Annotated in this window: 10 protein-coding genes; 6 read left to right on the top strand and 4 right to left on the bottom strand. The window is 75.1% G+C overall.

Annotated features, from left to right (window positions below; genetic code table 11):
* The first annotated feature begins 133 nt into the window (after window positions 1–133).
* The 6 genes from ABGB16_RS18125 (at window position 134) to ABGB16_RS18100 (ending at window position 6289) form a co-directional block, all read left to right on the top strand.
* Complete coding sequence (locus ABGB16_RS18125) at window positions 134–979, top strand: S1 family peptidase (protein WP_347669259.1); 846 nt, start codon at window positions 134–136, stop codon at window positions 977–979.
* A gap of 196 nt (window positions 980–1175) precedes the next feature.
* A complete protein-coding gene (locus tag ABGB16_RS18120; protein ID WP_347669258.1) occupies window positions 1176–2498 on the top strand; it encodes a four-carbon acid sugar kinase family protein in 1323 nt (440 codons plus the stop codon).
* The gene (locus tag ABGB16_RS18115; protein ID WP_347669257.1) at window positions 2495–3958 is read left to right on the top strand and encodes an FGGY family carbohydrate kinase; all 1464 of its coding nucleotides are present in this window, start codon (window positions 2495–2497) and stop codon (window positions 3956–3958) included. The genes ABGB16_RS18120 and ABGB16_RS18115 overlap by 4 nt, the downstream gene beginning before the upstream one ends.
* Window positions 3955–4845, top strand: a complete 891-nt coding sequence (locus ABGB16_RS18110) for a hypothetical protein (protein ID WP_347669256.1) — start codon at window positions 3955–3957, stop codon at window positions 4843–4845. The genes ABGB16_RS18115 and ABGB16_RS18110 overlap by 4 nt, the downstream gene beginning before the upstream one ends.
* Window positions 4845–5636 carry a TIM barrel protein gene (locus ABGB16_RS18105; protein ID WP_347669255.1) on the top strand — a complete coding sequence of 264 codons (792 nt, stop codon included), beginning with the start codon at window positions 4845–4847 and terminating at the stop codon, window positions 5634–5636. Before ABGB16_RS18110 ends, ABGB16_RS18105 begins: the two co-directional genes overlap by 1 nt.
* Complete coding sequence (locus ABGB16_RS18100; protein ID WP_347669254.1) at window positions 5633–6289, top strand: aspartate/glutamate racemase family protein; 657 nt, start codon at window positions 5633–5635, stop codon at window positions 6287–6289. The genes ABGB16_RS18105 and ABGB16_RS18100 overlap by 4 nt, the downstream gene beginning before the upstream one ends.
* A 17-nt stretch (window positions 6290–6306) precedes the next feature.
* Here ABGB16_RS18100 and ABGB16_RS18095 read toward each other — a convergent pair whose 3' ends face one another.
* Genes ABGB16_RS18095 through ABGB16_RS18080 form a run of 4 tightly spaced genes read right to left on the bottom strand, consistent with a single transcriptional unit; the run spans window position 6307 to window position 13185 of the window.
* On the bottom strand, window positions 6307–8190 hold the full coding sequence (locus ABGB16_RS18095; protein ID WP_347669253.1) for a hypothetical protein: 1884 nt from the start codon (window positions 8188–8190) through the stop codon (window positions 6307–6309).
* A complete protein-coding gene (locus ABGB16_RS18090) occupies window positions 8187–10346 on the bottom strand; it encodes a glycoside hydrolase family 2 TIM barrel-domain containing protein (protein ID WP_347669252.1) in 2160 nt (719 codons plus the stop codon). The genes ABGB16_RS18095 and ABGB16_RS18090 overlap by 4 nt, the downstream gene beginning before the upstream one ends.
* Window positions 10334–10717 carry a hypothetical protein gene (locus ABGB16_RS18085; RefSeq protein WP_347669251.1) on the bottom strand — a complete coding sequence of 128 codons (384 nt, stop codon included), beginning with the start codon at window positions 10715–10717 and terminating at the stop codon, window positions 10334–10336. Before ABGB16_RS18085 ends, ABGB16_RS18090 begins: the two co-directional genes overlap by 13 nt.
* Complete coding sequence (locus tag ABGB16_RS18080) at window positions 10714–13185, bottom strand: glycoside hydrolase family 38 C-terminal domain-containing protein (RefSeq protein WP_347669250.1); 2472 nt, start codon at window positions 13183–13185, stop codon at window positions 10714–10716. The genes ABGB16_RS18085 and ABGB16_RS18080 overlap by 4 nt, the downstream gene beginning before the upstream one ends.
* Window positions 13186–13285 lie beyond the last annotated feature (100 nt).

Here is a 13285-nt window from a genome sequence, read left to right as displayed (position 1 = left end):
AACCCCTTGCATGAGCATCGAACAAGGTAGATACTCGCCGCTAAGTGATCGCCGAGGTGACCCCCCATCTGATCTCGGCGACACGGCAGGGACGCCGGCACAACCGGCGGCCTTCACGTCCTAGGAGGAGACCGTGAGAATCCGCCATATGCTCGCCGCGACGGTCGGCCTGGTGGCCGCCAGCGCGCTCGCCGTTCCGGGCGCCGCCTCGGCCGCCCCGCAGACCTTCACCGCCGACCAGCTCGCCCGGGTCGACGCCGCCGTGACGGCCTCCGGCGTCGAGGGCATCGCCTGGCGCGTCGACGCCGCGTCCAACCGGGTCGTGGTGACCGCCGACGAGAGCGTCTCCGCCGCCGAGGTCGCCACCCTGAAGAAGAACGCCGGCGCCGAGGCCGGAGCGATCCGGATCGACCGGGCCAAGGGCGTCTTCCGTCCGCTGGTCTCGGCCGGTGACGCCATCTACGGCGGCGGCTACCGCTGCTCGCTCGGCTTCAACGTGGTGAAGTCCGGCGTGTACTACTTCCTCACCGCCGGGCACTGCGGGAACGTGGCCAACACCTGGTACACCAACTCCAGCCTCACCACCCTCATCGGCGCGACCGCCGGCTCCAGCTTCCCGGGCAACGACTACGCCCTGGTCCGCTACGACAACGCGTCGCTGAGCCACCCCGGCGGCTACACCGCCGCGAACGCGTTCGTCGGCGAGTCGGTCAAGCGCACCGGGTCCACCACCGGCACCCACAGCGGCACGGTGACCGCCCTGAACGTCACGGTCCGCTACGTCGGCAGCGGCACCGTGAAGGGCATGATCCAGACCACCGTCTGCGCCGAGCCGGGCGACTCCGGCGGCCCGCTGTACGACGGCACCAAGGCGCTGGGCATCACCTCCGGCGGCAGCGGTAACTGCCGGACCGGCGGCACCACCTTCTACCAGCCCGTCACCGAGGCAGCCAGCGCGTACGGCGTGACCGTCTTCTGATCCACCGCCGGCCCGGCCGGCACACCGAGGACCCGTACCCCCTGGGTTGCGGGTCCTCGTCGTGTCCCCGCCGGCTGATCATGGGCGGGTCGGGGCTGCGTGGTCCAGGGCGGCGACGGAAGTCGACCAGACATTGACATCTTCCGCTTCCGGTCGGAGAGTGGGATCCGGGCCCGGCGATCAAGGGGGACGTGCCGTGCAGGATCTCGCCACCTGGCGGGCCGAGATCGCCGCCGACCGGCGGGCGAAGGTGATCGTCGACGACGACCCGACGGGAACGCAGGCCGTCAGCGACGTGGCGGTGATCCTGCGCCCCCACCGGGCCGCCTTCGACGAGTTCTTCGCCTCGGCGCGGTCCGCGACCTTCGTGCTGTCCAACAGCCGGGCGCTCGACGCGCGGCCGGCCGCCGAGCTGGTCGCGGGAATCGGCCGCCTGGTGGACACCGCCGCCCGCGCCGCCGGCCGGTCCGCGACCCTCATCCTGCGCGGGGACTCGACGTTGCGCGGCCACGTGGTCGCCGAGACCGAAGCCGTCGCCCCCCACACCCCGGTGCTGTTCGTGCCCGCGTTCCTCGACGGCGGGCGATTCACCCGCGACGGCGTGCACTACCTACGGACGCCGGCCGGGGCGGTTCCCGTCGCCGACACGGAATTCGCCCGCGACCCGGTCTTCGGCTACCGCAGCGCCGGCCTCGCGGACTGGGTACGTGAGGTCAGCGGCGGCCGTCGGCACGCGGTCACCGTGCCGCTGGACCGGTTGCGCGAGCAGGGGCCCGACGCCGTCGCCGACGCGCTGCGGGACGCGGGGCCGGACGCGTTCGTCGTTCCGGACTGCGTCACCGAGGCCGACGTCCTGGCCATCGCGGTCGGCCTGATCAGAGCGCAGACCAGGGGCGTCCGGGTGGTGGTCCGCTGCGCCGCCTCGCTGGCGGCCGCGCTGGCCGGCCTGTCCACGCGACCGCTCGCGCGCCTGCCCGTGCCCTCCCCCGGTCGGGTGCTGGTGGCCTGTGGCTCCTTCACCGCCGCCAGCACCCGCCAGCTGCGGGAGCTGGGCGGGCTGTGGGACCGTCGGGTGGAGATCCCCGCCGGCCCGCGGCGCGGCGACGACCGGCTGCTGGCCGACGCCGTACGGGAACGCCTCCGGCAGCACGGCCGGGCGCTGCTGACGAGCGACCGGGTGCCCTGCCATGCCGACCACCCCGCCGCGCCGGAGCTGCTCATGGACACGCTCGTCGCCACCGTGCGGCGCCTCGCCGACGAGGTGGACCTGGTGGTGGCGAAGGGTGGCATCACCTCGGCGCGACTGGCCACCGACGCCCTGCGCGCCGACGGCGCGTGGGTCCGGGGGCAGATCCTGCCGGGCGTGCCGGTGTGGACCCTGCGTACGCCGCAGGGAGGCCCCTCCTACGTGGTCGTACCCGGCAACGTCGGCACCGACGGCACGCTGCGGGAGATCCTCGACCGGATCTCCACCGAGCCCGACCCGCAGCCGGCGGCGCTCGACCCGGTCGGGCGATGAGCGGCCGGCAGCCGCTGCTGGCGGGCCTGGACGTCGGCACCACGCACACCAAGGCCGGCGTGTACCGGGCGGACGGCACGCCGGTGGCGCAGCGCCGCGCCGGCACCCCCGCCGACGCCGAGGGGCTGCGGGACACCGCGCTGCGGCTGCTGGCCGACTGCGTGGCGGCGACCGGCGCCGCGCCGCTCGCGGTGGGCGTCGCCAGCATGGCCGAGACCGGCACCTTCGTCGACGCCGAGGGCGCCCCCGTGGGCGAGCTGCTGCACTGGCGGGACCGCCGCGCCGGCCGGCAGGCCGACGAGCTGCGGGAGGCGGTCGGCCGGGAGGCGTTCTTCGCCGCCACCGGGCTGCACCCGAGCGCGAAGCTGCCGCTGGCCCGGTGGATCTGGCTGCGCCAGCGGCACCCCGACGTGCCGCGCCGGATGACCCGCTGGGCCGGCGCCGCCGACCTGGTCCTGGCCGGCCTCACCGGCACGGTCGCCACCAGCCCGACGTTGGCCGCCCGCACCGGCGCCTTCGACATCACCGCGATGGCCTACCAGCCGGAACTGCTCGACCTGGCGGGACTGCGGCCCGACCAGATGCCCCCGGTCGCCGTCGACCGGGTCGCCGGGCGGGTCACCCCCGCGGCCGCGGCACGCACCGGGCTGCGGGCCGGAACACCCGTCGTCGTCGCCGGCCACGACCACCTCGCCGCGGCCTGGGCCGCCGGGGTGCGCGGCGTCGGCCAGGTCGCCGACTCGATGGGTACGGCGGAGGCCGTCGTCGCCCCGGTCGCGGCGATGCCCGCGCCACCCGCACAGCCCACCGGCACCTCGGTCGGCCCGTTCGTCGACGGCCGCTCGTTCTGCCTGATCAGCGGCCTGTCCAGCAGCGGCGGCCTGGTCGACTGGCTGCTCGACCGGGTGGCGCCGGCGGGGGAGCCGGACCGGCGCCGGTGGTTCAGCGACCTGGTGGCCCCGCCCGCCGGCCCGCCCACCGGCATCACCGTGCAGCCGTACCTGCAGGGGCGGGCCAGCCCCGAGCCGGACCCGCACCGGACGCTGTCCTTCCACGGCATCCGTCCGGAGCACACCCTCGCCGACATCGGCCGCGCCGTCCTCGAAGGGCTGTGCATGCAGGTGCGCTGGATGCTCGACAGCCAGACGGCGATCAGCGGTCGCCCACCCGAGGCCGTGACGGTCTTCGGCGGCCCCACCGCCAACCCGACCTGGATGTGGATCAAGGCGCAGCTGAGCCCGGCACCGGTCGTCGTGCTGTCCGGGCAGCAGTCCGCGGCGCTCGGCGCGGCCCAGCTCGCCGGGCGGGCCATCGGCGTCGAGGACGCGCCGCCGACGGGCCGACCGCTGCGCCCGGCCACCGGACCCGAGCCCGAGTGGGAGACGGCGTACCGGTCGCGGTTCCTCCCGTTGGCCCGCGCCGCGCGCGTGCCCGCCCCCGACCGCGAGGAGACCGCGTGACCGAAACCCAGCCGCCGACCCTGGACCTGCTGGCCCGGCCCACGGGGACGTTCGCCATGGTCGCCATGGACCAGCGCGAGAGCCTGCGGACGATGCTCACCGAGCACGGCCACCCCGCCGACGACGCCGCGCTGACGTCGTTCAAGCTCGACGTGGCCGCCACCCTGGCGCCGCTGGCCTCCGCGTTCCTGATCGACCGGCACTACGCGTACGACACCCTGGTCCGCGAGCGCGGGCTGCCGGGCGGCTGCGGGCTGATCCTCGCCGTCGACGCGCTCACCCAACCGCCCGGCGGCCCCGTGGAGGACACCGACCTGGACGGCGACGTCGACCTCGACCGGGCCCGGCGGGACGGCGTGGTGGCGCTGAAGCTGCTGGTGATCTGGAAGCGCGACGGCGCCCAGGAACGCCGGGTCGCGCTGGCCCACCGGTTCGTCGACCTGTGCCGGCGGGCCGGGCTGCTGTCCGTCCTCGAACCGGTCGCCGCCCCGGCGCCCGGGCAGCGTGACTTCGACCTGGAGGCGGGCATCCTCGACGCCGTCGCCGCGCTCGGCCCGCTCGGGCCGAGCCTGTACAAGGCGCAGGTGCCCCGCCGGGGGCGGGGTGACCTGGGTGAACTCGTGGCCGCCTGCGAGCGGCTCGACCGGCGGCTCGCGCGTCCCTGGGTGGTGCTCTCCAACGGGGTCGACGCCGCCGACTTCCCGACCGCCGTCGAGGCGGCCTGCCGGGGCGGGGCGTCGGGCATGCTCGCCGGGCGGGCGGTGTGGCGCGACACCCTGGCCACCGCCGACCCGGTGGCGGCGCTGCGCGAGGACTCCGTCGGCCGGCTCCGGCGGCTCGTCGACATCGTCGACCGGCACGGCCGGCCCTGGACCGAGGCGGCCTGATGCACTCGGCTGTCAACCTGGGACTGCTGTTCACCGAGCTGCCGTGGCGGGAGCGCTTCGCCGCGGCGGCCGAGGCGGGCTTCGACCGGGTGGAGTTCCCGTGGCCCCCGCTGGTCCCGGAGGAGGTGACCCGCCTGGCGCGGGCGGCGGGCGTACGGGTCGCGCTGCTGAACATGGACGCCGGTGACCTCGCCGCCGGCGAGCGCGGCTACACCAACGATCCACGACACACCGTACGGTGGCGTGAGCAGCTGCGCCGCGCGGTGGACCTGGCCGGCGAACTCGGCTGCCCGCTGGTGAACGTTCTCGCCGGACGGCGGTTGCCCGGGCTCGGCGAGCCCGAGCAGATGCGGTGCCTGACCGAGAATCTGCGCTGGGCTGCGGACGTCGCCGGGGCCGCCGGCGTACGGCTGGTGGTCGAGCCGATCAACGACCGCGACATCCCCGGCTACCTGCTGCCCCGCGTCTCCGACGTGCTCGCCCTGATCGAGGAGGTGGGCCGGCCGGCCGTCGCACTGCAACTGGACGCCTACCACGTCGCCGCCATGGGCGACGACGTGACCAGGACGGTCGCCGCGGCGGGGGGCGTCCTCGCCCACGTGCAGCTCGCCGACTTCCCCGGACGGCACGAGCCGGGAACGGGCGACCTGGACGTCGACGCGCTGCTCGCGGCGCTGGACGCCGCCGGGTACGACGGCGCGCTGGCGCTGGAGTACCTGCCCACCCTGCCGTCGGCGGCGAGCCTGCGTACCGTCGCCGCCCGGCACCCGAGACTGGGGCCGGGCCGGTGAACCGGGTCTGCCTGCTGCACACCGTCGCGGGCCTGCCCGCCGTCTTCGCCGACCTGCTGCGCGGCGAGGTGGGGGAGGTGGACGCGGTCAACATGGTGGACGAGACGATGCTGCGCGACACCGTCGCGCACGGCATGCTGGCGCGCACCCGCCGGCGGGTGGCCGCCTACGCCCGGTTCGCCGAGGAGTCCGGGGCCGTCGCCGTCCTGGTCACGTGCTCGTCCATCGGGGAGGCGGCCGAACAGGCCCGCGCCGAGGTGGAGATCCCGATCTACCGGGTCGACGAGCCGATGGCCGCCGAGGCCGTCACGGTCGGTCGCCGCGTCGGGGTGCTGGCCACGCTGTCCGCCACCCTGCAACCCACGCGGGACCTGTTGCGGCGCAGGGCCCGCGAGCGCGGCGAACCGTGCGAGATCCGCGAGTCGGTGTGCCCGGGCGCGTTCGAGGCGCTGCGGAACGGCGATCCCGGGCGGCACGACGAGATCGTCGCCGCCGAGGTGCGCCGCCTCGCCGGCGAGGTCGACGTGCTGGTGCTGGCGCAGGCCAGCATGGCGCGGGTGGTCGACCGGCTGCCCGCCGACCAGGTGCCGGTGCCGGTGCTCACCTCACCGCGGTCCGGCGTACGGCAGTTGCGGCCCTTCGCCGCCGGCTGACGCCGCCCGGGCGGTCGTCACCAGGTCACCTCCGGCAGGTTCAGCGCCGCCTCGCAGCCGAGCAGCAGCACGCCGACGCTCCACGCGTGCGACAGGGTGAGCAGCATGCCCTTGGCCTGGAAGCAGGCGGTCTGGTAGTAGCGCTCGCTGGCCATGCCCTTGTACGCGTTGAAGTCGCCGTCGGCGCGGGCGATGAACTGCCGGAAGCAGGCCAGGTTCTCCCGGGTGCGGTCGAGGTAGTGCGGGTCCCCGGTGGCGGCGGACAGCTCGACCATCTCGGGCAGGCAGATCAGCCCGTACGCGTGCAGGTGCTGGTTGCTGGGGGAGGCCTGGTCGGCGCCGCGGCTGCGGAAGCCGTACCGCCCGAGCAGCGTGTGCCCGTCGAAGTGCACGTCGTAGCTGTAGCGGAACGTCAGCATCCAGTCCGCGGCGCGGCGGGCGGTCTCCAGCCAGCGCGGCTCGCCGGTGGCCCGCCACAGCGCCACGTACGCCAGGATCGCGGCGTAGCCGTCCTCCGACGTCGGCGCCAGGTCGACGTCCTCGGGGGCGCCGTGCAGGAACTCCTCGTCGACGAAGCGGGCGTAGTAGTCGCCGCCGCGCCGGGCCGACTCCAGGTAGGTGGGGTCGAGGTCGCCCGCCTCGGCCAGCGCGGCGACCCAGGTCAGCCCGGCGGCGCCGGCCCACGAGAGCATCCGCCCGTCCTCGGCGTGCAGCAGGCTGCCCAGGTTGCCGTCGGCGCGCTGGTTGCGTACCGCGACGTCGAGGTTGCTGCGTACCGCCCGCAGCCATCCGTCGCGGCGGGCGCCGCCGGCCCGCTCGGCGCGGACCGCGCGGTGCAGGAACAGCGTCGCCTCGGCGAGGGTGCGAGCGTGCAGGCCGCCGCGCACCGGCGTCCAGCTCTGGCCCCAGCCGCGCGCGGCGGTCCACTGGCCCCAGAACGTGCCCGAGGGGGCGAGGTTGGCGCAGACGTGGTCGATGACGGCCGCCCCCGCCGCGACGTGGTCGTCGTCGCCGGTGCGGCGGCCGTGCGCCAGGAGCGCGTGCGCGTACGGGATCCCGCTGACCCAGGCCACGTGCATCGCGCCCCGGTCGCCGAGGCCCTTGACGTTGTCGTTGAACTCCCGGTCGAACGCCGCGGTCTCCAGCAGCACGGCGGGGTCGGGGCGGTAGTGCCAGCGGTGCAGCCCGTACGCGGCGAGGTCGGCCGCCTCGCCCACCGCGACCCACGGGCGCAGCGGTTCGGTGGCCGACCGGGCGTGCCGCTCCCGCAGCACCGGCGCGTACGCGTGCCGGTCGGCCGGCAGCCGGTAGAGGCACACCTGCACGACGTGCCGCTCGCCCGGCTGCCAGAGGTGCGTCTCGGCCAGCGCTGCCGCCGGTTCCTGGCTGCCGACGTAGCTGACCGGCTCCTCGACGTACGGGAAGTCGACGTGCAGGCGCGCGGTGCCGGCCTCGTGGGCGAAGCCGATCCCGCTCAGGCCGAGCGAGCTGCGTTCGTCGACGGCCAGCGCGAGGCCGCCGGAGGCCCCCCAGACGAAGACCGCCGGGGTGGCGGCGCGGTCGGCCCGGAAGCTCCAGGCGGGCGAGACGAACCGCCCCGGGTCGGCGGGCTCGTCGACGGCACGGGCGAAGCGCGGGTAGCGGCGGTGGTTGTCGGCGGGCCGGTTCTCGCCGTAGAACAGCCCGGGGATCAGCCAGTACGGGTCGTCGGCGTCGGCGAGGCCGACGGAGATGCGCAGCCGGCCCTGGGCGGGCACCGCCCCCCGGTAGGTGGCGGTGACGGTGGCGGTGACGCCCCCGGCGGCCGTGGGGGTGGGCGCGTACCGCTGCTCGACGTCGAACAGGTGCGGGTCGAGCCCACCGACGGTCAGCGGCGCGTCGTGGGAGCGCGTCGGGTTCATCGGCCCGCCTCGGTGAGCAGTCGCGTGGGCAGGTTCCAGGCGTCGAGGCGTACCCGCCGCTCCTCGGGCGCCACGCCGTCCCACCGGCCGCGCAGGACGCGTTCCTCGCCGGGCAGCAGGTCGATCGCGTTGTCGTCCCAGCGGACCCAGCCCGGCTCGGCGGCCGGCCGGGCGTCGAGCAGCCGCAGGAAGGGCACGGCCGGTCCGCCCTCGTGGCGTAGGCGCAGCGTCCAGGTCGCCCCGGCGGTGTACAGGTGGGTGGCGACGCGGGCCGGCGGCAGGTCCAGCAGCGCACCGAGGTCGGGGCCGGCGGTGAGCAGCTGACGGCTCGCCCGCGACTCGGCGCCGGCGGTCACCGACAGGTCCACCAGGAAGGGCTGCCCGGCCAGGTCGGCGGCGGGACAGTGGAGTTCCCCGAGGGGCTGCGGCCGGCCCTCGTCGAGCCGGGTCGCCCAGTGCGCCTCGGCCAGCTGTCGTCCGTCGAGGCGTACTACCCGGGCGGTGACCGTCGCGGGGCCGGACGCGGTGTCCCACCACGCCCAGACGGTCGCGGCGAGGTCGCCGGTCACGCGCGGCGCCGGCAGGGCCGCGCACACGTGCAGCGGCCGGTACGCGCGGCGCACGTGGTGGTAGGCGGCCTTCGGCTCGCCGAAGTAGTCGACGGCGGCGGTGCACCAGCCGTTGGGGAAGGACTCGTTGAGCTGCCAGGGCAGCACCCCGCAGCTCTCCGGCCGGCGGCGGTTGGCCTCGACGGCGTAGCGCAGGCCGTCGGCCTGCAGGAACTGGCTGGCCCGGGACAGCGCCGCGAGGTCGGTGAGGCGGTCGCCGAACGCCTGCCGCACCAGCGGTTCGTTGTTCCACCACCGGCCGAGGTGGTCCCACACCGGGTCGCCGGTGGTGGGCAGCGTGCGCCGGGGCGCCGGTACGACCGACTCGATCGCCCGGACGTTGCTCATGCCTTCGACGCCGAACTCGCTGAGCAGCAGGCTGCGGCCGGAGTCGTAGAGCCGGTAGTGGTCGGTCAGCCCCTGGTGCTCCCACGGGCCGTGGACGTCGTGCTGCTCCGGGCTGGTCCGCACGCTGTCGAGGGTGTTGCCGAACACCGGACCGGACGGGGAGGTCGGCAGCCACTGCCGGTCGGGGTCGAGCCGCGCGACGACCTCGTGCAGGGCCGCCAGGACGGGGGAGTCCTCGTCGGTCAGCGGCACTCCGTCGGCCCGTTGCAGCTCGTTGCCGCCGTACCAGACGGCGAGGCTCGGGTGGTTGCGGCGGGCGGGGACGATGCGTTCGGCCTCGGCGACCATCCGGGCGACGAACCCGGGGTCGTCGCTGGGCACGCTGCGCATGCCGGAGCTGGACTGGGTGAACTCCTGCCAGACCAGGATGCCGAACTCGTCGCACAGGTCGTAGAAGAGGCTGCTCTCGACGAGGCCGCCGCCCCACACCCGCAGCATGTTGACCCCGGCGTCGCGGGCGAGCCCGAGCAGGTGGCGCAGCCGGGCCTCGTCGACCGCGCCGTAGAGGGCGTCGGCGGGCACCCAGTTCCAGCCCTTGATGCTGGTCGGGCGGCCGTCGACCGTCAGCCGGTACGGCAGCGCGGTGGCGGGCGCCCCCGGGTCGCGGCGGAAGCGCACGTCCCGGAAGCCGAGCCGGATCCGGCGCTCGTCGCTGCGGATCCCGCCGCGGTCGCGCAGCGCCACGGTCAACGCGTACCGGTGCGCCTCGCCCCGGCCGTTGAGTTCCCAACGGCGGGGCGACTCGACGTGCAGGGCGACCTCGGCGGTCGCGCCGTCCAGTGGCACGGTGGCCTTGGCGACGGTCGCGCCGGCGGGGTCGTGCAGCGTGCACTCCGCTGTCGCGCCGGCGTGCTCGCCGTCCACCGAGACGGTCACCGCGACCCGGCCCGCCGCCCCGGTGACCGTCGGGCGCGCCCAGGCGTCGGCCAGCCGGAGCGCGCCGGTGGTGCGCAGCCGCACCGGAGCCCACAGGCCCTGGTGCACCATGCGGGGGCAGAAGTCCCATCCGTAGCCCATGCGGCCCTTGTGGACGTTCACGGCGGCGGTGTAACCGACCTGCGGTTCGCTCACCGGCGCGGGACCGACGACCACCGCGAGGCTGTGCTCGCCGGCGCCGAGCCGCTCGGTCACCTCGACCACGAGGGGGACGAACGTGCCCTCGTGCGCGGCGATCCGCTCCCCGTCGAGGTGAAGGAGGCGGAGTAGTCGATGCCGTCGAACTCCAGGAACGCCCGTTCGCTCGGCGCCAGGCCGGGGGTCCGCAGCCGGGTCCGGTACACCCAGGTCCGCTGCGGCACCCACTCCGACAGCAGGCTCTGCGTGCCGACGTACGGGTCGGGCACCCGGCCGGCGGCCAGCAGGTCCGCGAGCACGCTGCCGGGGACCCGGGCGGGCACCCACCCGTGGTCGCGGCCCCGCCGGGCGTGCAACTGGGCGCGGTGCAGCTGCCAGTCGTCGCCGAGGAACCCGCGCAGCTGCCAGCCCTCGTCGAGGACGGTCACCGACGTCATTCGGGCTGGTCCTCCGGATCGTGCGGCGGCGGGGCGGCCTCGGCGGGCGGCGTGACCGGCCGCTCCAGCAGGTCGGTCTCGACCACGGGCTCGGCCAGTTCGCGCGGGACGCGCAGCGTCTTGATCTCGTGCGGGCCGAACTCCGCGGTGACCGTGCGGCCGAGGAACGGCAGGTCGATCGTCGCCCGGGCGGCCGCCCCGGCCGTCTCGTAGCCCCGTACGACGTAGTGGTCGGCGCTGTCCTCGGCCTGCTTGACCACCGTGACCACCACGTTGTCGGCGTCGGACACGGCGGCGAACGAGCCGTGCTGGGGCAGCGGACCGTCGTGGTACGACTCCAGCAGGGCGACCGGCTGCTGGTCGAGTTCGGCGGCGGCTCGCACCGTGCCGGCCGCCCGCCAGTCGCCGGCGTGCGGCAGCAGCCGGTAGGTGAACCGCTGCACCCCCTGGTCCATGACCTCGTACTCGCCGTCGGCGGGCAGCGGCAGCGGGGTGTGCCAGGCGTAGGCGGGGCTGCGCAGCGCCGTGATGCCGATCTCGCCGCCGGTCACGTCGACACCGAACTTGGCGTCGTTGAGCACCGACAGGCCGGCCCGCTGCCCGGCCAGGGCGCCCGACACGTCCACCCACGTGTGGCTGACCGTCTCGTGTCCGCCGACGGCGCGCTCGATGTGGCCGTACGGGATCGAGTGGGTCGCCGTGACGTCGGTCAGGCCGGTCGGGAAGCGCAGCTTGAGCATCCGCAGCCGCTCGTGCCAGTCGATGGTGACCCGCACCTCGAGGTGTCGTGCCCCGGCGGCCAGCACGAACTCCTCGGTCAGCGTCGAGGCGCCGTAGGTGCTGCGCACCCGCAGCACCTGCCGGACCGGGCCGTCCTCCACCCGGCGTATCGACGCGGGGGTGAAGCGGCCGATCACGTCCCGGTAGGACACCACGCCGTGCCCCCAGGTGTCGGTCGGGTCGTTGAGCACGACCGCGTGCCCCGCGCCCGCCGCGTCGCCGTCGACCAGGTCCACGTTCGTGGCCTTGCACAGCAGGCTCGCCAGCCAGCCCGTCTCCGGGTCGACCACCGCCCGCAGGTGCTCGTTCTCCAGCACCGGGTCGGCGTCCGTGACCGGGGCGGCCGGCGCGGCGTGGTCGGGGTACAGCCGGTAGAGCCGGTAGCCGAGCGGGGGCAGCTCCACCGGCACCACGAGCCGGCGGCGACCGCCGGTCAGCGTCGTCGACCGGGCGACCTGGACGGGGGTGCGGTTCTCGGCGTCGTCCACGGCCACGATCCCGCCGTCGCCGAGCTGGCCGCCGAACTCCACCTCGACCGTGGTCCGCACCGCCCAGGGGTGGGGGTTGAACACGGCCAACGGCGCCGTCTGCGTCTCGTCGGGGATCGCGATCTGCCGGCTGATGCTCTGGATCGCCTGGTTCTGCAGGCGAGCCGCGATCGACCGCGCCTCGCCGAGCTGGTCGCGGGCGTCGTCGTACCCGCTCGGCAGCGCCGTGCCCGCCGCCGTGTCGTGGAAGTGGTTGAGCAGCACCTGCCGCCAGGCGTGTTCGAGCTGGTCGGTCGCCCGCGGGACGCCGCTCACCGCGCTCGCCACCGCGACCCACTTCTCGGCGGCCTGCAGGGCGTGCTCGGTGTGTCGGATCAGCTTCTTGATCCCCGAGTGCGCCGAGTAGCAGCCCACCCCGTGCGGCTGGATCTCGCCGGCGTACCCGGGCAGGTCCCGGCCCGTGTCGCGCGCCGCGTCGAAGAACGCCCGGACCGTCGAGAACAGCATCCGGGGGAACTGGTCGGTGGTGTCCAGCTCGTGGATGCTGTCGATGTTCGCCCTGGTGGGGCCGCCGCCGTGGTTGCCGACGCCGTAGAAGCACATCAGCGGGTCGGTGGTGTGCGGCAGCTGCGCCAGCGCCTTGCCGACGTGCACGCCCAGGTGTCCCCTGGGGCTGCAGTACTCGTGCGGGATCCGGTAGGTAAGCACCCGCGAGCCGTCGGCCGCCTGCCACCAGAACGTCGGCCCGGGCAGCTCGGCCTCGTGCGCCTGCGGGCGCATGAACACGTAGCTGTCCATGCCGGACTTCGCGAGCAGCTGCGGGATCGTGGCGTTCTGCCCGAACGGGTCCACGTTGCAGCCGACCGACGCCATCATCCCGAACCTGTCGGCCAGGAACCGTTGCGAGTACAGCGCGTGCCGTACGAAGCCCTCACCGCCGGGGATGTTGCAGTCCGGCTCGACCCACCACCCGCCGACGATCTCGAACCGGCCCGCGCGCACCTGCTCGCGCAGCGCCGCGAACAGCTCCGGGTCGTGCTCCTCGATCCAGGCCAGGTAGCCGACGGAGTCGCAGGTGAAGACGAAGTCGGGGTACTCGTCGATCCGCTGCAGGGCGGCGCGGAACGTGGCCCGCGCCTCCTGGTAGCCCTCCTGCCACGGCCACAGCCACACCGCGTCGATGTGGGCGTTTCCGATCATGTGCAGGGGACCGCGGGTCGCCCGGCCGGCGGGCGGCGCCGGTTGGCGGGGGATCGCCGGTGACCGGCGGGTGTCGGGCTGTGGTCGCGCGCCGAGCATC

The organism is Micromonospora sp. B11E3, from assembly GCF_039871625.1.
In the GTDB taxonomy this organism is placed as follows: Bacteria; Actinomycetota; Actinomycetes; order Mycobacteriales; family Micromonosporaceae; genus Micromonospora.
The sequence above is the reverse complement of the archived record's forward strand: the minus strand, read 5'-3'. Positions and strand labels throughout refer to the sequence as shown.

What these genes read in the sequence shown, in the direction of transcription:
- ABGB16_RS18115 (WP_347669257.1), top strand. Translation starts at nt 2,495, where the DNA reads ATGAGCGGCCGGCAGCCGCTGCTGGCGGGCCTGGACGTCGGCACCACG.
- ABGB16_RS18105 (WP_347669255.1), top strand. Translation starts at nt 4,845, where the DNA reads ATGCACTCGGCTGTCAACCTGGGACTGCTGTTCACCGAGCTGCCGTGG.
- ABGB16_RS18095 (WP_347669253.1), bottom strand. Translation starts at nt 8,190, where the DNA reads ATGAACCCGACGCGCTCCCACGACGCGCCGCTGACCGTCGGTGGGCTC.
- ABGB16_RS18085 (WP_347669251.1), bottom strand. Translation starts at nt 10,717, where the DNA reads ATGACGTCGGTGACCGTCCTCGACGAGGGCTGGCAGCTGCGCGGGTTC.
- ABGB16_RS18080 (WP_347669250.1), bottom strand. Translation starts at nt 13,185, where the DNA reads ATGATCGGAAACGCCCACATCGACGCGGTGTGGCTGTGGCCGTGGCAG.